At 41.5% G+C, this 21,563-nt stretch carries 24 protein-coding genes; 12 read left to right on the forward strand and 12 right to left on the reverse strand.

Features of this window, described 5'->3' with window-relative positions:
* Window positions 1-48: 48 nt before the first annotated feature.
* From AFK25_RS08595 to AFK25_RS08605, 3 genes are all read right to left on the reverse strand, one after another.
* On the reverse strand, window positions 49-981 hold the full coding sequence (locus tag AFK25_RS08595; RefSeq protein ID WP_420806283.1) for an iron-hydroxamate ABC transporter substrate-binding protein: 933 nt from the start codon (window positions 979-981) through the stop codon (window positions 49-51).
* Window positions 917-1,777, reverse strand: coding sequence for an ABC transporter ATP-binding protein (locus AFK25_RS08600; protein WP_035067007.1), 861 nt, complete (start codon window positions 1,775-1,777; stop codon window positions 917-919). Before AFK25_RS08600 ends, AFK25_RS08595 begins: the two co-directional genes overlap by 65 nt.
* 122 nt (window positions 1,778-1,899) lie before the next feature.
* Window positions 1,900-4,197 (reverse strand): putative bifunctional diguanylate cyclase/phosphodiesterase, encoded by a 2,298-nt coding sequence (locus tag AFK25_RS08605; protein WP_035067005.1) that lies wholly within the window; start codon window positions 4,195-4,197, stop codon window positions 1,900-1,902.
* A gap of 202 nt (window positions 4,198-4,399) precedes the next feature.
* Here AFK25_RS08605 and AFK25_RS08610 point away from each other — a divergent pair, with 202 nt between their 5' ends.
* On the forward strand, window positions 4,400-5,686 hold the full coding sequence (locus AFK25_RS08610) for a globin-coupled sensor protein (protein WP_035067003.1): 1,287 nt from the start codon (window positions 4,400-4,402) through the stop codon (window positions 5,684-5,686).
* A 78-nt stretch (window positions 5,687-5,764) separates the two neighbouring features.
* On the opposite strand, the gene AFK25_RS08615 is transcribed toward AFK25_RS08610, so the two are convergent.
* Together AFK25_RS08615 and AFK25_RS08620 are read right to left on the reverse strand one after the other, a co-directional pair.
* Window positions 5,765-6,886, reverse strand: a complete 1,122-nt coding sequence (locus tag AFK25_RS08615; protein ID WP_035067001.1) for a glycerate kinase — start codon at window positions 6,884-6,886, stop codon at window positions 5,765-5,767.
* Window positions 6,886-7,314, reverse strand: a complete 429-nt coding sequence (locus tag AFK25_RS08620; protein WP_009373616.1) for a hypothetical protein — start codon at window positions 7,312-7,314, stop codon at window positions 6,886-6,888. Before AFK25_RS08620 ends, AFK25_RS08615 begins: the two co-directional genes overlap by 1 nt.
* A 117-nt stretch (window positions 7,315-7,431) precedes the next feature.
* On the opposite strand from AFK25_RS08620, the gene AFK25_RS08625 reads away from it, so the two are divergent.
* The 6 genes from AFK25_RS08625 to AFK25_RS08650 all read left to right on the forward strand — a co-directional run bounded on the left by AFK25_RS08625 (window position 7,432) and on the right by AFK25_RS08650 (window position 12,460).
* Window positions 7,432-8,652 (forward strand): aminopeptidase, encoded by a 1,221-nt coding sequence (locus AFK25_RS08625; RefSeq protein ID WP_019417576.1) that lies wholly within the window; start codon window positions 7,432-7,434, stop codon window positions 8,650-8,652.
* A 71-nt stretch (window positions 8,653-8,723) separates the two neighbouring features.
* Window positions 8,724-9,815: a GGDEF domain-containing protein gene (locus tag AFK25_RS08630; RefSeq protein ID WP_019417577.1), complete on the forward strand. Its 1,092-nt coding sequence runs from the start codon at window positions 8,724-8,726 to the stop codon at window positions 9,813-9,815.
* Between the two features lie 45 nt (window positions 9,816-9,860).
* Window positions 9,861-10,826 (forward strand): hypothetical protein, encoded by a 966-nt coding sequence (locus AFK25_RS08635; RefSeq protein ID WP_035067000.1) that lies wholly within the window; start codon window positions 9,861-9,863, stop codon window positions 10,824-10,826.
* Between the two features lie 12 nt (window positions 10,827-10,838).
* Complete coding sequence (locus AFK25_RS08640) at window positions 10,839-11,099, forward strand: hypothetical protein (RefSeq protein ID WP_009373621.1); 261 nt, start codon at window positions 10,839-10,841, stop codon at window positions 11,097-11,099.
* A gap of 74 nt (window positions 11,100-11,173) precedes the next feature.
* Window positions 11,174-11,599, forward strand: coding sequence for an Hsp20/alpha crystallin family protein (locus AFK25_RS08645; protein WP_035066998.1), 426 nt, complete (start codon window positions 11,174-11,176; stop codon window positions 11,597-11,599).
* A 72-nt stretch (window positions 11,600-11,671) separates the two neighbouring features.
* Window positions 11,672-12,460, forward strand: coding sequence for an EcsC family protein (locus AFK25_RS08650; RefSeq protein WP_009373623.1), 789 nt, complete (start codon window positions 11,672-11,674; stop codon window positions 12,458-12,460).
* A gap of 4 nt (window positions 12,461-12,464) precedes the next feature.
* Here the strand turns inward: AFK25_RS08650 and AFK25_RS08655 are convergent, their stop codons facing one another.
* Both AFK25_RS08655 and AFK25_RS15005 read right to left on the reverse strand, forming a co-directional pair.
* The gene (locus AFK25_RS08655) at window positions 12,465-14,117 is read right to left on the reverse strand and encodes a glycerol-3-phosphate dehydrogenase/oxidase (RefSeq protein ID WP_035066996.1); all 1,653 of its coding nucleotides are present in this window, start codon (window positions 14,115-14,117) and stop codon (window positions 12,465-12,467) included.
* A 113-nt stretch (window positions 14,118-14,230) separates the two neighbouring features.
* Entirely contained in the window at window positions 14,231-14,383 is a 153-nt protein-coding gene (locus tag AFK25_RS15005; protein ID WP_019417580.1) for a hypothetical protein, read from the reverse strand.
* Window positions 14,384-14,507: 124 nt separating this feature from the next.
* Between AFK25_RS15005 and AFK25_RS08660 the strand changes: the two genes are divergently transcribed.
* On the forward strand, window positions 14,508-14,930 hold the full coding sequence (locus AFK25_RS08660) for an Hsp20 family protein (RefSeq protein ID WP_009373625.1): 423 nt from the start codon (window positions 14,508-14,510) through the stop codon (window positions 14,928-14,930).
* 20 nt (window positions 14,931-14,950) lie between these two features.
* Here AFK25_RS08660 and AFK25_RS08665 read toward each other — a convergent pair whose 3' ends face one another.
* Window positions 14,951-15,271 (reverse strand): YppG family protein, encoded by a 321-nt coding sequence (locus AFK25_RS08665; RefSeq protein ID WP_035066994.1) that lies wholly within the window; start codon window positions 15,269-15,271, stop codon window positions 14,951-14,953.
* A gap of 152 nt (window positions 15,272-15,423) precedes the next feature.
* Between AFK25_RS08665 and AFK25_RS08670 the strand changes: the two genes are divergently transcribed.
* Window positions 15,424-15,636: a YppF family protein gene (locus AFK25_RS08670; protein ID WP_009373627.1), complete on the forward strand. Its 213-nt coding sequence runs from the start codon at window positions 15,424-15,426 to the stop codon at window positions 15,634-15,636.
* Window positions 15,637-15,696: 60 nt separating this feature from the next.
* Window positions 15,697-15,864: a hypothetical protein gene (locus AFK25_RS15120; RefSeq protein WP_165569764.1), complete on the forward strand. Its 168-nt coding sequence runs from the start codon at window positions 15,697-15,699 to the stop codon at window positions 15,862-15,864.
* Between the two features lie 22 nt (window positions 15,865-15,886).
* On the opposite strand, the gene AFK25_RS08675 is transcribed toward AFK25_RS15120, so the two are convergent.
* Window positions 15,887-16,090, reverse strand: a complete 204-nt coding sequence (locus tag AFK25_RS08675) for a hypothetical protein (RefSeq protein WP_009373629.1) — start codon at window positions 16,088-16,090, stop codon at window positions 15,887-15,889.
* A 411-nt stretch (window positions 16,091-16,501) separates the two neighbouring features.
* On the opposite strand from AFK25_RS08675, the gene recU reads away from it, so the two are divergent.
* Together recU and AFK25_RS08685 are read left to right on the forward strand one after the other, a co-directional pair.
* Entirely contained in the window at window positions 16,502-17,101 is a 600-nt protein-coding gene (gene recU / locus AFK25_RS08680) for a Holliday junction resolvase RecU (protein ID WP_009373633.1), read from the forward strand.
* A 15-nt stretch (window positions 17,102-17,116) separates the two neighbouring features.
* Window positions 17,117-19,711, forward strand: coding sequence for a transglycosylase domain-containing protein (locus AFK25_RS08685; protein ID WP_035066992.1), 2,595 nt, complete (start codon window positions 17,117-17,119; stop codon window positions 19,709-19,711).
* Window positions 19,712-19,733: 22 nt separating this feature from the next.
* Here AFK25_RS08685 and AFK25_RS08690 read toward each other — a convergent pair whose 3' ends face one another.
* Genes AFK25_RS08690 through AFK25_RS08700 form a run of 3 tightly spaced genes read right to left on the reverse strand, consistent with a single transcriptional unit; the run spans window position 19,734 to window position 21,561 of the window.
* On the reverse strand, window positions 19,734-20,225 hold the full coding sequence (locus AFK25_RS08690) for a YpoC family protein (protein WP_035066990.1): 492 nt from the start codon (window positions 20,223-20,225) through the stop codon (window positions 19,734-19,736).
* The gene (nth, locus tag AFK25_RS08695) at window positions 20,226-20,876 is read right to left on the reverse strand and encodes an endonuclease III (protein ID WP_026011649.1); all 651 of its coding nucleotides are present in this window, start codon (window positions 20,874-20,876) and stop codon (window positions 20,226-20,228) included.
* A gap of 13 nt (window positions 20,877-20,889) precedes the next feature.
* Entirely contained in the window at window positions 20,890-21,561 is a 672-nt protein-coding gene (locus AFK25_RS08700) for a DnaD domain-containing protein (protein ID WP_019417586.1), read from the reverse strand.
* Between the last annotated feature and the right edge of the window lie 2 nt (window positions 21,562-21,563).

A 21,563-nucleotide genomic window follows, 5' to 3' on the forward strand; every position in this document is an offset into this window, starting at 1 on the left:
ATTCACATAAAGAAAGAGGAATTCGCGATGAACTCCTCTTTAATTATATTACTCACCTAAAAAATGTTTTTTGAAAAACTCAAGCTGATATTCTAATGTAATTGGATCGTTAAAGTAAAATTCTTTTGCATTCGCTTCAAAAACGCGGTTGTTTTTCACAGCTGGAATGTTTTTGTACGTTTCTGTTTCTGTAAATGAAAGGTCTCCATCTGCGTTTTTGCTGAAAATGACATAGTCCCCAGCAAATTGTGGAAGCACTTCAAGTGAAATGGCGTAATATCCGTCTTTCAATGCATGTTCTTCCACTGCTTTTGGCATTTTTAATTTCATTTCTTGATATAAAATTTCTGTCCCACGGCCCCAGTTGTTGCCGAATACGTACAATTGCTTGTCGAAGTTTTCAATGACAGAAACGGTTGCATTTTCACCGATTTTTGCGCGAATCTCCTCACCAGCTTGTTGTGCACGTTTTTTAAAGTCTTCGATCCACTTTTTCGCTTCTTCTTCTTTATTTAACAATTTACCAATTTCTAAATGTTGTGTTAAGTAATCTACTTTGCCATACGTGTACGTCACCGTTGGCGCAATTTCTTTTAGCTTATCTAAGTTTTTATTTGTTGATGCAGCAATAATTAAATCTGGTTCAAGCTCAATAATTTGTTCTAAGCTTTCATCTGTCACTTCTTTTGCGTCTTTTAAATATGGCTCATAACGCGGGTTCATTTTTGCCCAAGAATCTACCCCAACAATCGGTACGTCTAACGCCATCACGCTACCCGCTAAAAACGAAGACAAAACAACGACGCGCTTCGGATTTGTAGGCACTTCGATTGGACCTGTTTCAGATTGATACGTCATCGTTTTTGGTTCGTTGGCTTCTTTTTTCGCTTTCTCTTGTTCTTTTTCTGCTGCTTGATTACCGCACGCACTCAAGATGAGCACGAACAAAAGTAGAATGGACATCATTCGCTTTTTCAACATGTTCTGCATCTCCTTTAATTAAATGATATGTGATACACATTGGCTTGTTTGTTCGAGGGTCGCGACCGATTTCCGCGTCAATATGAAACACTTTTCGCAATACGTTAGGCGTCATCACTTGCTCGCACGTTCCCGCCTGAACAATTTTTCCGTCTTTCATCGCAATCATATAATCAGCAAAACGTGCCGCTTGGTTTAAATCATGCAACACCATGACGATTGTGCGCTGTTGTTCGCGGTTTAAACGTTGTAACAGTTCGAGCACTTCTAATTGATGCGCCATATCTAAATATGTTGTCGGTTCATCTAAAAAAATAATGTCTGTTTCTTGCGCAAGCGCCATCGCAATCCATACCCGCTGTCTTTGACCGCCTGATAGCGAATCAACTGGACGGTGTTTAAATTCGATCGTTCCGGTCACTTCAAGCGCCCAATCAATGACTTCATAATCTCGTTTCGTTAGCCGACCGAATCCTTTTTGATACGGAAACCGTCCGTACGAAACAAGTTCACCGACCGTTAAACCGCCCGGACTTTCTGGTGTTTGCGGTAAAATGGCCATTTTTTGCGCTAACAGTTTCGTATGCTCTTGCGAAATTTGTTTTCCATCTAAAATGACTGCTCCTTCTTGATGACGAATAATGCGTGTCATCGCTTTTAACAACGTCGATTTTCCGCAACCGTTTGGGCCGATAATCGTCGTGATTTTTTCATCTGGAATATGTACAGTTAGCCGATCAACAATGACGCGTTCTCCATATCCAACAGAAAGCTGCTCTGTATACAACCGCGGCATATATGTTTCCCCCCTCGAACAACAAGTTAACTAATCGATATTGAGAATTAATATCAATACATATTGTAATTTACACGAATTGATTATCATTGTCAATGCATTTTTTTTGAAAAAAACCAACTTCATTCGTTTGGAAGTTGGTTTTTGATGTATGTTTTTTCAAATACGTCTGCTGGAAGTGGTTTACCGAGCACATATCCTTGAATTTCATCGCATTGAAGGGAACGAAGAATATCTAACTGTTGCAACGTCTCGACTCCTTCAGCAATGACGCGCAATTTTAAGTTTTTCGCCAGCACAATAATCGCTTTAACGACGGCAACGTCTTCTTTTTCCTCCGTCATTCCATCGATAAACGGTTTTGCAATTTTTAGTCGATCAATCGGAAATTTGCGCAAATAACTGAGCGATGAGTAACCTGTCCCGAAATCGTCAATCGATATGTGCACGCCGAGCTGCTTTAGTTGTTGGAGCTTATGAATCGTATACTGTTCCTTAAATACAGCGACACCTTCTGTAATTTCTAAATCGAGTTGATGAGGTGGCAATGGCGTGTTTTGTAACACGGAATGAATATGTTCCACAAAGTTTTCTTTTAAAAATTGTTTTGGAGAAATGTTGACGCTTATCCGAAGCGATCGTCCAGTTTGTTCATTCCAGCTTTTCATTTGTCGGCACGCTTCTTCAATCACCCATTCACCGATTGGAATAATTTGTCCCGTTTCTTCTGCAATCGGAATAAAAACGCTTGGTGAAATTGTACCGAGCTTTGGATGAATCCAGCGAATGAGCGCTTCCATGCCGATTAATTCCTTCGTTTGCACATCAAATTGCGACTGATAAAATAAGGTGAACTGTTTTTTTTCAATCGCTTCGTGAAGCGCTGTTTCAATGATCGTTTTTTGTAAAACGATACGGTCCATTTCGCTATTAAAAAATTGATATTGATTTTTTCCTTGCTCTTTGGCGCGATACATTGCAATATCTGCATGCTTCATTAACGTATCGCTCGTTTCTCCGTCGAATGGGTAAACAGCAATTCCTACACTTAACGTGATGCGCACATCTAAATGTTTAACTGTCATCGGTTGTTCGGTAATGGTCATCATTTTTTCAACAATCGTTTGTAATTCATGTAAGTGATAAATTGGTGTAACAATAATCGTAAATTCATCTCCGCCTTGTCGTGCTACGATATCTGTTGAGCGGACTTGTTTTTTTAACCATTGACCGATTTGTACAATGAGCGTATCACCTATTTCATGTCCAAAATAGTCATTGATTTGTTTAAAGCGATCGACATCAATAAAAACAACGGCCATGCTATGTTTTTGTTTATTCGCTTGAGCGATCGACTGCTCAAGTGCAGTTACGAAAGCTCTGCGATTAAAAAGCCCTGTTAAAAAATCGTGATTCGCAGCGTATGTTAATTGCTCATTCAGCTGAGTCAACTCTTGCGTGCGTTTCATGACTTTTTGTTCTAAGTCGTTGTTTAATGTTTGTAATTGTTGAACGAGCTGACGGTTTTCTTTTAACGTCATAAATTGACGAATGAAAATGAATACAACCGCAAAAGCAAAACATGTGATGACGATCTGGTCACCAAGATAAATAAAAGGCATCCACATCAAAGTAAGAAAACTGATATATGGAAAGAGAACTTTTATATGGAACGATTGTTCTTCCTTTTGAAAAGATAACTCTCCTTCTTTTGCATCATAACTTGACAAACTGATCATGAGTAAACTCATCATCCATAGCGGATCTAACCACGAACTGTATACATCATTCCATTGCATCATTTGAATGAAATATATCGTATCTGTAAACACAAACAATCCAACACCTACAATATTCCATAGCCAAATCCGACGAACATTTGTGACAAAAAAGAGAAGCAACAGTAAAAATAACATCACGAGATCAAGGAAAGGATAAGCAACTAAAACAGCGACATATAAGACTTTTTCTTCTAAACGAATAATCGGTTGAATGATATATATCCAGCTATATGCCATCGTCACACATGTCACGATGAGCGCATCGAATAACGCTTGCCACATCGCTATTTGTTTTCGTTGTTGCATGATGATATATAGTAATGAAGCAATATACATCAATGAATGAGCAATATAAAATACGTCCGACCAATTCGGAAACGGAGGTTCGGTTTGAGACGACCACTCGTATATGCGATAAATCGTTTCGGCGATCAAGTAACAAATTGCACCGATGGTCATCCATTTCCAAAATATTCGCTCATTCGTTTTTATACGAATCGACGCGCGCCATAACAAAATGGCTGAAAGAAATATGCCACCTAATGAAAAGAACGAACTAACAACCATTTCTGTTTGTCCAGACGTACTAAACAATGCGATGTAATAAACGATGACATACATAAAAACAATGACTTGCACCCGCACCCCTCCTTTTTTCACATCATATGCACAAGAAAAAGAAACGAATAGGACAACGAACTGTATAGTTAAAAATGTGTTTCTCTTTTCTTTTATTGTTCATTTAGAACAATGTTTAATATATCTACAGAGCATTATTGTTCGTCAATTCATTAACAAAAGGAATATAATTGGATTACAAAATAAAAAGGAGTGACGTTCTATGCTTTTTACTAAACATAAAAAACAGCTTTCGCCGTTTTACTTAGACAGTAGAGAACCGATGGTACATACAACAAATGAAGTAAAAGCACGACTGTCTTACATGGGAGTGACGGAAGGGCATTTACAACTATTGAGTGAAATGAAACCGCTCGTTATGGAACATGTTGATGAGGCAGTGGAAGACGTGCTCAATCATTTATATTCGTTTTCATTATTGCAGTCAGTCGCACATGCAAAAACGACGCGCGAGCGTTTAAAACAAGTGTTTGTTCAATATGTCGATTCTCTTTTTTCAGCAACAATTAATGAAGAGTATATCTCTTTTCGCAAGCAACTCGGTAGTAATCATCATAAACGTGGCTTACCGATCGAATGGATGATCGCAACATATGAAGCGATCGTAACTGCTCTTCTTCCGCGCCTATTACCATATGCGGAACAAGAAGGACGAATCGATAAATGGACTCATGTAGTCACTGCTCTTTTCCATCTTATTAATTTTGACTCACAACTTATTATGAGCGCCTATATGGATGATCGAATGAAAGAATTGGAGCAACTGAATAACAAACAAACTTCTATTCAATTACAACTGCGTGACATAGGACAGCAACTTGCCGCTTCTATTGAACAAACAGAAGCTGCACTAAGTGAAACGGAAGAAAAAGCGAAAAACGTACGCGCACAAACGGAGATGACAGAAAGAAGCAGTAAAAACTTGTCTGGTCTTATGAATACAACAGAAAAACAAGTCGAGCAAACACGCGTAACATTCGATGAAGTGGTCGACAAAGTTAGCGACGTGCTTACTATTTTGCAACAGTTATCTAACTCATCAGATGTCATTCGTAGCACATCTTCCCAAATTCAAACGATTGCTGATCAAACAAACTTGCTTGCTCTAAATGCTGCGATCGAAGCGGCACGGGCAGGAGAGGCAGGAAAAGGGTTTGCTGTCGTGGCGGATGAAGTACGTAAACTTGCTGAGTACACAAAACAAATGAGCGCTCACATTATTGAAGGAGTAGAAACGAATTATCGACAAGTTGAAATACTTGTGCAAAAAATGAACGGCATGAGCACGATCGCGACAGAAGCAGCCAAACAAATGGAGCAAACAAAAGGGACGATGGTCGCATCAAAAATGGAGCTCGATCATCATATTCATTTATTTCACGAGAGCCAACAACAAATTGACTATATTTTACACTCAATTGAAGAAATTCATCGGGTTATGCGACACTTATCTTCCTTATCGACTGAATTAGTTGAACAGACAGAATAAGAAAAAGAGGATGACACGTTGTTTATTTAGAACAATGTTTAATTAGGAGAATTTGGGCATTATTCAAGCGGTTTTCGACTACGAAAACCGCTTGAGCGTTCGTGCAAGATTGCGTGCTTTTGTATATAAAAGTGTAGCCGCTGATTGCATACTTTGTTCTACCGTCATCGGTTTTGTCGCAATGGCATCACAAGTAACGAAATATTCATATAGTTTTTCAAATCCGTCACCGAGGCTACCGGACAATAAAAAAGCAGGAACATCATATTGTTTGGCTAATTGACCAACATAAAACGGCACTTTTCCATATACCGTTTGTTCGTCGCTTTGTCCTTCGCCAGTAATGACGATGTGGGCATGCTTCACTTTTTGTGGCAATTGCACTGTTTCACCGACAAGTTTTGCTCCAGAAATCAACGTTCCACCGAGCAATAAAAAGGCAAATCCTAAACCGCCTGCCGCTCCTGCTCCGCGTTCAAGAGCGTATGAGCGCCCGATTTGCTGCTCGATTTTTTCCGCATACGTATATAGCCATTTATCTAATGTGCGAACCGTTTCACGATCTGCCCCTTTTTGTGGTCCGAATACGTACGATGCTCCTCGCTCGCCATAAAGTGGATTATCGACATCGCAAGCGATAAGAAATTCGCTTTCATATATCCGTCGATCAAGCGATGCCATATGGACATGGGCAATATGTGGCAAAGAAGAAGGCATGGGCGGCAATGACTCCCCTTTTTCATTTGTAAACGCCGCTCCAAGCGCACATAACATTCCGAAACCACCATCGTTTGTGCTACTCCCGCCAAGCCCGATCACAAACCGGCGATACCCCGCATGAAGCGCTGCGGTAATGATTTCACCTACACCATATGTTGTCGTATAAAGCGGATGACGCTTTTCATTCGGAACGAGTGGTAAGCCGATCACTTGCGCGACTTCAATAATGACCGTATCCCCAACGACACCGTATGCGGCTTGCCGCGTTTCAAACAGCGGACCGCGAACCGTTACATAGCGAACGGAACCGTTCATTGCTGAAACGATCGCTTCCATTGTTCCTTCTCCTCCGTCTGCCATCGGAACTGCAATGACAGTCGCTTCTGGATATTCATGTTGAAATGCTTCTTTTATAATGGAACATACGTTTTTTGCTGATAAGCTTCCTTTAAATGAATCTGGCGCAATGACGACACGCATTATCCAACAACCTTTTTCAATATATTTTTTCCATTTTCACGAACGAAAACAACCGTCATGATCGTTTCGCGTTCACATGAAAACGGCTCGTTCGTAATCATCTGTTCGTAATCGCGATAAGGTGAACGATACAAATCAAATAAAAACGTTGTCGCATCAATCGATTCGACAAATATAATTTCAGCAAACCATTCCCCATTTACATACGAAAGTGGTGGGCCGTCTTTTCTTTCAAGCGAAATCAGCTTTTTCTCCCCATCTATTTCATAAAAAGCGACGCCAACATCATCCCCTGCACAAAAGCCAATGATCGGCTCGTTCGTTGTAAACGTAAGCGTCTCTCCTTTCACTTGCACATCAACTGTTCGTTCATAAGCACAAATAAATAGTCCCTCAATATAAAATAATTGTTGGTCACCACATGCCATAAGTCATTCCCTTTCTCGTTATGTTCCTTCCTTAATCATAATACAGGCGAAAATGTTTTCACAACATCGTTCCTTTTGTTAAAATGATAGTATGCTTTACAACAAGGAGGCTTTGGTATGTTACAAAAATATGCAGAATTAGCTGTACGTGTTGGCGTTAACATTCAACCTGGGCAAACGTTGTATATTAACGCTCCGCTTCCGTCTGCCCCACTTGTACGTGAAATTGCGAAAAAAGCGTACGAAGCTGGTGCAAAACATGTGCATGTCGAGTGGAGCGATGAAGAAATCACGTACATAAAATTTAAACATGCACCCGAAGAAGCGCTTCATGAATATCCGTCTTGGCTTGCCAAAGGACGTGAAGAAGTGGCTGAAAAAGGTGGGGCGTTTTTAAGTATTTATGCACCAAATCCAGATTTATTGAAAGATATTGATCCGGCACGTGTAGCTGCGGCAACAAAAGCGGCAAGCCTTGCGCTACAACATTACCGCAGTCGCTTAATGGCGGACCATAACTGCTGGTCTTTAATTGCCGTGCCGACACCTGCATGGGCGAAAAAAGTATTTCCTCATATGAGCGAAGAAGAAGGAATAAAAGCGTTATGGGAAGTCATTTTCCGCGTCACACGCGTCGATCAAGAAGATCCGATCGCAGCATGGAAAGCGCATAATGAAAAATTAGCTCGCATCGTTGATTATTTAAACAATAAGCAATATAAACAGCTCATTTATAACGGCCCAGGGACAGACTTAACAGTTGAACTGCCAGATGGACATATTTGGGCCGGTGGTGCAGCAAAAAGTACAGACGGCATCGTATTTAATCCGAATATGCCAACAGAAGAAGTGTTTACAATGCCACATAAAGATGGAACGAACGGGGTTGTGCGAAATACGAAACCGCTGAACTATGGCGGCAATATTATTGACGGTTTTACGCTTACATTTAAAGACGGAAAAGTCGTTGATTTTACTGCAGAAGTCGGCTATGACACGCTCAAACATTTGCTTGATACAGACGAAGGCGCACGCCGACTAGGAGAAATTGCGCTCGTACCACATCAATCTCCAATTTCACAATCAAATCTTGTCTTTTATAATACGTTATTTGATGAAAACGCTGCCTCACATTTAGCGCTCGGAAAAGCGTACCCGACAAACATCGAAGGCGGGACAAATATGCGTACAGAAGAACTGCTTGAGCGTGGGGCAAACGATAGCTTAGTACATGAAGATTTTATGATCGGTTCTCATGAATTAAACGTCGATGGAGTGACAAAAGACGGGGTTCGTGAGCCGATTATGCGAAACGGCGAGTGGGCCATTTCCATTTAACAATGTTGCGGCGTTTGTCCGCAACATTTTTTTTCGTCCGCATATATTGGCAAAGAGAGGAGGAGCGGACGATGTTTAAGCAATTTATTGCCAATAGCGGCATACTTATTGCCGGATTTTATTTGATTAGCAAGTTTTTCCCTTCTACCATTCATCAACAATCCCCTTTTCATATGCGTTTACTTGCTGGGGCTTTTTGCGGTTTATTAAGCATCGTGCTTATGTTTTTTTCCATTCCGCTTGGACATGGAATCATCGCAGATTTGCGCCACGTGCCACTCGTTGTCGTAAGCTACTACGGCGGGATGCCGAGCGCACTGGCGGCAGGCATGATCATGGGAACAGGGCGTTTTTTGTTCGGCAATACGTTTGCATCGATCGTTTCTTTTTTTATTTCTCTTGCGATTGCGATCGGTTGCGGATGGATCAGTCAACGAATGAAACGACATATAGCGATTACAACGTTTTGGATGAACGTCTACAGCATGTGCTTCATTTCGCTTGCTTTGTTTATTAACATGCCAGATGAACACATCTATACGCAAACACTCGTTGTTTTTTGGCCTATTTCGATTGTCGCTACATATGTAGCTGCGAATATTTGTAAAGATATTCGGCAATCAAAAGACATGTTGCAACATTATAAACAATGGGCAACGACTGATTTTTTGACCGGGCTTTATAATGTTCGTCAGTTTCATACGTTATTTGGGCAACATCTCGAGCAAGCGAAAGAGAAAAACAGCTGCTTATCTCTTATTTTATTTGATATTGATCGCTTTAAATTGATTAACGACACATATGGGCATGATGGCGGGGATGTCATTTTACGTGATCTTGGAGAACTGGTCCGCTCGCTCGTTTCGAAAGACGGGATGGCTTTTCGCAATGGCGGGGAAGAATTTTCAATATTACTTTCAAGCTGTGAACATGAAGCGGTGACATTTGCCGAACATATTCGAACAACGATTGAACGTCATCCGTTTTTCGTACAACAACAAACGGTGCATATTACGATTTCCATCGGCATTTCTGTTTTTCCAACGCTTGCAACAAATGAATCAGAGCTATTTAAGCAAGCGGACATCGCTTTGTATGAAGCGAAGCAACAAGGACGAAATCGCACCATTGTATATAAAAAGGAATACTTGCATGAAACGTGAAACTATAAGACAATAAAAGTAAAAACAATTAAAGGAGCGAAACAAATGAAACAACGATCGAAGCTACTCATTTGTGCGGCGGCTGTCGCTACATTGCTTTCCGCATGTAACGAACAAACGACAGCGCCAGCGAAACAGCCTGTCGAACATAAACAAGAAACAAAAGAGCAAACGCCACAAAATTTCACACCTGTCGAAAGCACAAATCAATCGTTTACGATTTCGTTATTACCAGCATTCACTTTAGAAGCTGAAGAACCGGGAAAAGATGTCGTGATGCATGAAAGCGAACAAGACCAATGGATGCGTATTGAGCTGCTGCCGAAAGAAGCGAAAGATCAGATGGAAACGTACGCAAAAGAAAGAGCCATGGCCGTCTCTGAACAAGCTACACCGTTTGAAGGCACACTCCCGTTTGAAGATGCGATCGTATATGAAGCACCTGTCGATAACGATATCGTTTATATCATTGGTGTGACGGGAGATGAACCGATGTTTTTAACGGTATTTACGAAAAAAGAAGATAACTGGCTGAATACGTTTATGACGATGGCGAAAACGATTGAACGGACGGAAACGGAAACGAGCGAACAACCGCAACCATCTTCTTCCATATATAAAAGTAGCAATCAGCCGTTTCAAGCAAATATTTTAAACGGTTATATGGCGGAAGCGGTCGAGCCAGGGAAAGATATGATTTTTCTCGATGAAGAAAAAGCGTCGATGACTGTTGAACTCATTGATGAAGGAGCGGATTGGTCTCTCATTGCCGAACAAGCAGAACAGTACGTAAAGGCAAGCAGCAAAGATGGAACAGTCGAAAAAATGACGTGGACAAAAGGAACTCGTTTAAACGGTGCCGATGTATATAAAAGCGCCATTGAAAGTGGCGAAGTATACGTGTTTGTCGTAAAAAATGGAACGCCGATGCGGCTGACGATTTTTGTTCAACAAGCAAACGAATTAGATCCTTTTTTACAAATGGCAGAAACGATTGAACGGATTGATTAAGGAGGGGTAGTCGTGGAACTGTTAGAGGCATATCGATCATTATGGTCAAACCGTTCGTTGCCTGTCGGGGAAAACGAAGCGGAACATGTGCTGCTCGATGCTATTCAGCGCGATTTATTAGATGAAATGACACATCCGCGCTTAAGAAAATCACCTTATGAAAAATTTTCATTAGCCGTGAAGCGAATTGCCACATCATCGCTTGATGCCAAACAGCAATACGAGCTCGTTCGTTTATACGTGCAACAGTTGGAAAACTTGCCTTCGCGCTGAGGCAAGTTTTTTTTGTATAACCTTGTCCGATTTGCACAAAATACGTATCGAATATGATACGAGGAGGCTTTACGATGGATCCATTTCGTTCGTTAGATGTGATGCGCCGAGATGTAGAACGTATGTTTTCGAACTTCCCTTCCTTTTTATCGCATATGGATGATATGTTTCGTATGCCGCGCGTCGATGTGCATGAAAACGACAAAGAAATGATTGTCACGTGCGATATTCCGGGACTAGAACGAAAAGAAGATGTTGACATTCATATTGACGATCAAACATTATCAATTAGCGGTCAAGTGCGGCGACAACATGATGTAAAAGATGAACATATGCATCGACAAGAGCGGTTTTACGGGCGATTTTATCGCACGATTCCACTTCCGTCCCATGCTGCACATGAAAACGTACAAGCATCATATAAAAATGGTGTACTTGAAATTCGCATTCCGAAAGCGCAATCAAATGGGAAAAAACGAATTGACGTACAATTTCATTAACACCGGCACGATTGCCGGTGTTTTTTGAAACTTCTCGTGTTTTCATTCGTATGTATCGGTGAGGTGAATGAAATGGATCATCAATCGTTTTTAATGGAACAGCTCCATCACATTGAACAATGGGAAAAAGAACAAAAGCGTATATGGTTTTGGGAAAAAATGAGCCGTTTACCGTTTATGTTACTTGATCGGCTCACGCCCGCATGGATACATAAAAAAATGGCGCAATTGCTTGATGAGCTCGGACAATATATTCAAACAGGTGGACAATATCTCGTAAATAAAGAAGCGGTTTTATCCTCTTTTTATGGGGAGATCACGTTAGACGATGTTCGCTCGCTTCCTTTACAAAAGATGAATGAAGCGTGTGAAGCACTTGTTGCTAAACGAAAAACGTTTGCGACATATCAAGGGGCTACGACAGGATTTGGCGGTGCGTTTACGTTGCTTCTCGATGTTGTTGTCGTTCTCGGAACCGCTTTAAAAACGTTGCAAGAAATTGCAATGATCTATGGATTTGATCCACATGAGAAAGAAGAACGATTATTTATCGTCAAATGTTTACAATTTGCGCTTGCTGATGTCGTTGGAAAACAAGCCATTTTAAACGAATGGTCGATGAAAAATGAACGACAAACGATGTCTCAACTGCAAGGTTGGCGGGAAATCGTTTGGGCATTTCGCGATCAATACGGCTGGAAAAAACTATTTCAAGCGATTCCCATTGTCGGGATGTTATTCGGAGCGTGGACAAATCAAACAATGATTGCTGATATTGCTGAAGTTGGTTCCATGTTTTATCGTAAACGGCGCATTATAGAAAAATTGAAAGAAATAGAAAAGGCGGAAGATCCCGCCTAGCGCTCTAACGTTGTGCTTCATTGCTCGGAATAACGGCATCATGAAGCGCAACGTTTACTTGCTGTTCGTATTTATTTCGCTCCTCTTCTGTCCAATGAAAATACGATTGCATCAACGTAACGACTGCTTCTTTTAACTGACGAACCGCCTGAATGTCAAAAAAGAGCGCTCCGGTACGCCGAATGAAAAAGTCGAGCGGTGTTACCGTCATTTCGCATTCAAGTGCATATATGCACATCACATACCAATCAATAGGAAGAGCTATTTCCTCTCGATTGTATGTGCTAGCAAAAGCGAATAAACGATCGACATTCGTACCGTATCGCTGCACGAGCCGTTTTGCTTGTTGTTCCGTCAAGCCGCAAGCCATTCCTTCAGCGATTTTTTCACACATAAACGTATGCCATCGGCTCGCACCGCCAACGTCCCCACCGGAAATCGGCAAATGTTTCGTTTGACACGGTGGATACGTCCCACCTAGCTGTTTAGCGATCAAATCAACAACCGTTTCAGCCATTTTGCGATAGCCTGTTAACTTTCCCCCAGCGATCGTAATCAGACCAGATGGAGATTGCCAAACTTCATCTTTCCGGGAAATTTCAGATGGATCTTTCCCTTCCTCATAAATGAGTGGACGCAATCCAGCCCAACTTGATTCAATATGTTGTTCCGTTAAATGAACGGTCGGGAACATGTATCGAATGGCGCGCAGTAAATAGTCGCGATCATCGCTTGTCATTTTCGGGTGGACGCGATCTCCGTCATAAAACGTATCTGTCGTGCCGACGTACGTCTTCCCTTCGCGCGGGATCGCAAATACCATGCGACCGTCAGGCGTATCAAAATATACCGCTTGCTTAAGCGGGAAATGTGCTTGATCAACGACAATGTGCACCCCTTTTGTTAAGCGCAATTCTTTTCCGACGTGTGAGCCATCTTTTTCACGTAATATATCGACCCATGGCCCTGCCGCATTGACAATTTTTTTCGCATATATCGTAAACGTTTTCCCTGTCGTTTGCTCGCAACATGTCACTCCATTGATTCGCCCATTTTCATCGTACAAAAACGATTCTGCTTTTACATAATTGACTGCGTGAGCTCCGCATTCCACCGCTTTTTTTATTACTTCAATCGTCAATCGTGCATCATCTGTTCGATATTCAACGTAATAACCGCCGCCAAGCAATCCGTCTTGTTTAATTAACGGCTCTTTTTGCAACGTTTCATATGGTGATAACATCGTTCGCCGTTCCTCTTTTTTGACGCGCGCTAAATGATCATACACCCATAATCCGATAGACGTACTCCATTTCCCGAACGTGCCACCGCGATGAATCGGCAATAACATCCATTCTGGTGTCGTAACATGCGGACCGTTTTCATATACAATGGCCCGCTCTTTTCCTACTTCTGCGACCATTTTTACTTCGAACTGTTTTAAATAACGTAATCCCCCATGAACGAGTTTCGTCGAACGACTTGACGTGCCAGCCGCAAAATCTTGCATCTCAATGAGCGCTGTTTTCATTCCGCGCGTCGTTGCGTCGAGCGCGATGCCACAACCGGTAATACCTCCGCCAATCACAAGCACATCATACGTCGTTTTACTCATTTCCTCGATTATTTCCATTCGTTGTTTCGCTGAAAACATCATCATTCCCCCTATAAAAATAAAAAGAGACCAAAACAAGCACAATAAGCTTTACTTATTATGCATGTATGGTCTCTCTTCGTCTCTTGACATATATGAACTTTAGTTTCATTGTATCATATATGTGGAAAAAGGCAACTATTTTGCACAAAAAGCCATTTGATCGCTGCACGCGGCTTACATAAGCTAATGTTGATTCCTTTTTCTTTATATTTGTTTACGATATGTTTGACGTTTGACCGCTTGTTTTTCTCTCGTTTTCTTTGCACACGCTCTCTTCCCTTCTCATCTCTTTCACATATTTACGAATCACAACATAAAAAGTTTCGCGAACAATTTATTTTTTCCTGCATATATTACGAACAAACGTATGTCATAAGGAGTGAATATGTTATGAAAAAAGATTTATCTCATATGCTCGATTCGTTTTTTGATGATCGTTCATTAAAAAAATTATTGTATACGCTTGATGAATATGTTCATCGCACGTTTTCGCCGATCTATATCCCAATCGATGTACGAGAAACAAAAGAACAATATATCATCATCGCCCATCTTCCAAATGTGAAGCGTGAGAACGTTCATTTACAGTTTATAGACGACACACGTCTATTGTTGTCGGTCGTTTACGATGAACAAACGGAAACGATTGATGATGAAAAGAAAATGATTCATCGTCAGCGAACGTATGAACGCGCGACAAAATCTATTTTTCTCCCTTATCCTGTTCGTGAATCAGACATTCAAGCGTCATTTCAAGACGGCAAACTTATTATTCGCCTCCCACAAAAGAAAACATTTATTCCAATTGAATAAACGATAAAAAAACGCAAACGTTACATTTTAAACGTTTGCGTTAATCCTTTTACGAGCCCGCTCATTTGGTTCATGACTTGCACCGCCTGCCCCATCGTATTCATCATTTTTGTAATATCGTACGTTCCTTCTTTCGTTTTAAACTGCTCAAGCAAGCTTGGCGGCTTTGCAGGAGCGAATGGAGACATGGGTGGAACGAACGGAGAGGCAGGCGGTGTAGCAAATGGAGACATGGGCGGAACGACTGGTGGAATAGGAAACGAAGTCGGTTGGGAATAATATGGATGATAATGAACAGGTACCATATGCGGCATTTGCATCGTAGACCATGGCTGGTACATCTTTTCTCTCCCCTTTCACTACATCGTATTCGTTTTTCGCAAAATGGTTCATGACTAATCGTGTCAATCAATGTCGGAATTCTCAATTTTTTGAATTTAACATGTCGTCTTTTTTTATGTTATGATAAGTGCAAAAGGGGGAGGGAATAATTATGACAATTATTGAATTAAAAAACAAATTTATCGCGACAAAACAGTATGAGCCGATCGATGCAAACGAGCTGCTTGACTTTGCGCGTCAACTTTATTTGCGCAATGAATTGCCGCTTGGCGTATACCGCCATCTTGTGCGCGATTTAGAAGCGCTTGGAGCGTATAAGCCTGATGACGAACGAGTAGAACAATATTCAGGAAGCGCTGAATGATTTCGCCCCTCTTGTGCCATGCTAAATGAGACGCTAGCATGGAAAAGGAGGCGGATGAAAATGGGGCGTGGTGTTCATTTTCACCATAAGAAAAAAGGACATGAAAGCGAGAAGCCAAAACATGGCGAACATGTTGAGTCGAAGCAACGTGAAGTTGTCGAATATGCCATTGACACAGTAGGAAGCGAAACGCATCGTCCAGTGACAATTGAACTTGTAAAAGAATAAAGGTGGCCAACGCGCCACCTTTTTATATCGCCGGAGCGAACATATACGTCTCTTTTTTTTCGATTTGTTGTTCAATGTTGTCGAGTTGGCGTTCGATGTCTTGTAAACTGTCTTGTTGCATATCGTAATGTGTATCCATTTGCTCAGTCGTACGCTCTTTTAATTTTTTTTCTAATTGTTCAATGTCATCAAACAATTGTTGTAATTGCATTTGAATATGTTCCATCCTCCAACTCCCCTTTCGCCCTTTGCCATACACATTCGCTATCCATCTCCTCGTCCCTTCTCGATTGACAAAACTAGAAGAAATTCGGCAAACAAAGTGGTATACGTACAAAATTCGACAAATATGTTCGCATGTTTTTTATATGAACGGTCAAAATAAAATGGTGAAAGGAGGCGACAACATGGCGAAAAAAGAGCAAAAGAAAAAACAAAAGCCGAAGCAAGAAGAAACAACAGGATTTGGCGACAAAAAACTAGAAGGTCCAGACCGCCCTTCTACATAAAATCGAAAAATATCCAAAGTCATGTTTTAGAAAAAGCGAGTATATTTGCTCGCTTTTTTCTAATTTTCGGGCAAATGACGAACAGATAAAACATATGGTATAATGTTGAACATTCAAGGGGGGATGATATGTTTAAATATCCGAATGGGCGAGCATATGAAAAAAAAGAAAATGAACGCACATGGCATACTCGTGCTTCTGATACGTATGGAAATCGCGGAATGACGCTAGAGGCGGATTTAAACGAAACAAACGCCTATTATTTAGCTCAAGGCATTGCCGTCATTCATAAAAAACCGACGCCGGTGCAAATCGTCCGAGTCGATTATCCAAAACGAAGCGCGGCCGTCATTAAAGAAGCGTATTTTAAACAACCGTCAACGACGGACTATAACGGCGTATACCGTGGGAAATATATTGACTTTGAAGCAAAAGAAACGAGAAATCGTACGTCGTTCCCGCTTCAAAATTTTCATGAACATCAAATTGAACATATGAAACAAGTACTAGCCCACGGAGCGATTTGCTTCGTGATTTTGCGTTTTACAACACTCGATGAAACGTATTTATTCGATGCACATCACCTCCTTGAATATTGGGAGCGAAAACAACAAGGTGGACGCAAATCAATCACAAAGGCGGAAGTAGAACGGCATGGCCATCTCATTCCGCTTGGCTATCATCCACGAATCGATTATATTCAAATTGTGGACAAACTATATTTTTAGAATAGGAGGAACGATATGGCGAATTATCGTTCACGAACAGAACGAAAACAAGTAGAACAAAAAAAACAACGTCCGCGGGAGCGAGGGCGTTCGATGATGAAAAAAATTGTGCTGATCATGTTGCTCATCATAACCATTGGCATGTTTTCTGGAGTAGCCGCATTTGCTTGGATGATTAAAGATGCACCGCCGCTCGATGAAACGTTGCTGCGCGATCCTTTAGCTTCGATCGTGTACGACGTGAATGGCGAAAAAGTAACAGAGCTCGGCCAACAAAAGCGCATTTACGTATCGTATAACGATATTCCAAAAGTTCTTGAACATGCGGTGCTTGCGACAGAAGATGCGCGCTTCTACGAACATCACGGTTTTGATATTGTACGCTTTTTCGGCGCCGTTTTAGCAAACATTCGCGAAGGATTTGGCGCTGAAGGTGGAAGTACGATTACACAACAAGTCGTCAAACTTTCTTTTTTAACGCCTGAAAAAACATTAAAACGAAAAGTGCAAGAGCTATGGCTTGCCATTCGGCTTGAACAAAAATACTCGAAACACGAAATTTTAGAAATGTATTTAAACAAAATTTATTATTCAAATCGGGCGTACGGTGTCGCAAAAGCGGCGGAAACGTACTTTGGCAAAAGTGATTTATCGCAATTAACGCTTCCGGAAGCGGCATTGCTCGCCGGCATTCCACAAAGCCCGAACAACTACAATCCGTTTACGCATCCAGAAGCGGCCGAAAAGCGTCGCAATACAGTATTGTCGCTCATGGTGAAGCACGGATTTATTTCAAAAGAAGAAGCTGAAGCGGCAAAAAAAATACCTGTTCAATCGCTATTAACAGAAAATAAACAACAAAGCGATATTCCGTACGATTCCTTTATTGATCAAGTGATCGATGAAGTAACAGAAAAAACAGGGCTTGATGTATTTACTGCCGGATTGCACATTTATACAACATTAGATCCGAACGCTCAATCATATGTAGAGAATTTATTGAATTCCGATGAAGTCATTCGTACAAATAAAGCTGATTTTCAAGCTGGTATTGCGGTCGTAGATACGAAAACAGGCGAAATTCGGGCGCTTGGCGGCGGACGGAAAAAAGAAGAAGGTGTTACGTTCGGATTTAACTATGCAACCGATACACGAAAACAGCCAGGTTCAACCATTAAACCGATCGTCGATTACGGCCCAGCGATTGAATATTTAAAATGGTCAACGTATCATCAATTAAAAGATGAACCGTATCAATATTCTGATGGAACGCCAATTAAAAACTGGGACGGCAAATATGAAGGACAAATGTCGATGCGAACAGCACTTGCTCGTTCCCGAAACATCCCTGCCTTAAAAGCGCTTCAAGAAGTCGGTTTAGAGCGAGCAAAACAGTTTGCGAACAAGCTTGGCATGGGCTTTGAAGAAATGCATGAGGCCTATGCGGTTGGCGGCGTCGGCAAGGGGGTATCTCCGCTACAAATGGCTGGCGCATATAGCGCATTCGGAAACGGTGGCATTTACATTGAACCGCATGCGGTGAAAAAAGTGGTGTTTCCAGATGGAACAGAAATCGATCTTCGTCCAGAGCCAAAAGCGGCGATGAAAGATTATACAGCGTTTATGATTACCGATATGTTAAAAACGGTCGTTCAATCTGGAACAGGAACAGCAGCGAACGTACCAGGGCTTCATATTGCCGGAAAAACAGGAACGACGAACTACGATGAAAAAGACCGACGCAAGTATGGTCTACAAAGAGGGGCTGTGCCTGACAGCTGGTTTGTCGGTTATACGCCAAACTATACGGCTGCCATTTGGACCGGTTTTAGTAAAAAAAGTAGTGAAGCGTATTTATCGAAGCCTGAACAACAATATGCGAAACAGTTGTTTAAACGCGTCATTTCCCATATTGACGACGGCAGTGGCGGCGATTTTAAACAACCGAAAAGCGTTGTGAAACTAGCGGTGAAAAAAGGAACGAATCCTCCGAAACTCGCCAGCGAACATACGCCAGAAAGCGAAATTACGTACGAATATTTCGTTCGCGGTTATGAAGAACCGACAGAAGTGGCTGAAGATGAACCGGAAGTGATTGAACCAGTAAAAGACTTACGAGCGCAATACGATCCAGCAACACAAACGATTTCGCTCGCATGGTCATATACGATCGACCCAGAAAAAGATGTATCGTTTGAAGTACGGCAAACGGTAGACGGTCGCAAACCGACAGTTATCGCAAAAACAAAAGATTCACAGCTAACTGTCGACGCGAAAGAAGGCTCCGTATACTTATTTGAAGTATACGTTGTGACAGCTGACGGTACACAAAGCGCACCAGCGACAGCGCTTGTGCAAATTCCAAAAGAAGAGCCGGAACAACCGAACGAAAATGAGTCACCAGGACAGTCGGGAAACGAAGAAACTCCGGAGACACCAACAAACCCGGAAAATCCAACAAACCCGAGCGAGCCAAATCCAAGCAATCCGGGGACGCCAACAAACCCGACAAATCCGAACGAACCAAACAATCCGAATAACAATTCATCAGGGACGAATAACCAGCAACGAAACGGAAACAATAACGGAACGACCGATCGTCAATCATAAGAAAGAGGCTGAGCGCACATGCTCAGCCTCTTTTTTGTTGAACCATTTGTTTATAAAACAGTTTCGTAAGCTCGATAAATAATTCGTCTAATTGAATAAACGAATGATGAAGAGCCGGTCGAGCGAAAATAAAGGAAAGCCGATCAACGACATTTAACGGTCGAAGCGGAAGAGATAAAACTTCTTCTTCCCAGCAGCATACATTTCCTACTGGGCGTTCGTTCAGCCAATATAGCGCGCATAAAAAATAGCCTACCCCCCGAATGATCCCGTCTTTTGCTTGTTTCGCTTGACGTTTTGCAAACAACGGGGCAAGCTCACATTTTTCTTCTTCCCAAAGCTGAAATACGGCAGGAAGCGCACGTTCTTTTTGTTGCCATGGCTTTTCTTCATTTGTCATATCATAATAAAACGGCACATGCTTCATGATCATCGGAAACGGTTGAAGCGTCTTGATATCGACCGTATCGGTCGCAAAAAAGAGCGGATGTTGAAACGTTTTTGGAACGATCATTTACATCTTTCCTTTCATCCGTTTTTTTCCTTCACGACAAAGATGAAGAAGCGGACATATGTCGCATTTAGGCGACTGTGCTTTACAATGATAACGCCCAAAAAAAATAAGGCGATGATGGGTCACCGACCATTCTTCTTTCGGAATTTTACGCATTAACGTTTCTTCTACTTCTAACACCGAATCTTTCCAGCGACAAATACCGAGCCGTTTGCTTACTCGTTCGACATGCGTATCCACAGCAATGGCAGGAACGCCAAAGGCAACAGATACGACAACGTTCGCTGTTTTGCGCCCAACGCCAGGAAGCTTCATTAATTCCTCGCGGCTTTGCGGCACGTTTCCATCATATTGTTCAATTAATATTCGACATAATTGTTGGATGTTTTTCGCTTTATTCCGATATAAACCGATCGAACGAATATCTTGTTGCAACTCTTCTAACGACACAGACACGTAATCTTCTGGTGTTTTATATTTTTCAAATAATTGCTTCGTCACTTTATTGACGAGCGCATCTGTACATTGCGCCGATAAAACGACGGCGATTAACAGTTCAAACGGGTTGCGATGAATAAGCTCACAATGCGCATTTGGAAACATGTTTGCGATCTCGTCTAAACAGTAGCGAATTTGTTGTTTTGTTAGCATGTAACCATCCTTTCTACGACTGTTCAAGCCAATTATAAATCGGAACGGTTGGTTTATATGGTTGATCTTGTTTTCCTTGGTTTTTGCGAAACTTTTTTGCATGTTGTTGCGCTTGTTCAATTGTTTTAATGCCGTTCTTTTTCCATTCAAATAAAATTCGATCAATATAACGGAAATTTAGTTTTCCAGATAATACAGCCTCCCGTAATGCCGCTTTAATGATCGTCGGATCATGTTCATCTTGATCCATCCACATCGCTAACGTTTCACACTCCATCGGTGAAAGCGGACGACCAAACTCATGCTCGAAAACAGTATATAATTGCTCCTCTTGTTCTTCCGCTTGTTTTTGTCCTTGAAAAACTGTGCGAATGAGCTTTTCCCAAAGCGGATCAAGCGAATAACATTCACTTCGAATATGGTTATCCATCTGTTCTTCAATGGCTAAAAACCCTTTTTGAACGAGTTTTCTTAATTGTTGCATGCACATTTCTGGAGAAATTGTCATTCGAGCCGCAATTTCATCTGGCGTTGGAAACGAAATGCCTTGCTCAAGAAACGAATGAATGTGTAAAAGCAGCATAAACTCTGTTTCATTTAATCCAAGCGTCTTATAGTTCGTTAACAATAATCGTGGAATGGCAATGCTTCCTGTACGGAAAAAACGAATCATTTCATTATTCATGT

Source organism: Anoxybacillus gonensis, from assembly GCF_001187595.1.
Classification (GTDB): Bacteria; Bacillota; Bacilli; order Bacillales; family Anoxybacillaceae; genus Anoxybacillus; species Anoxybacillus gonensis.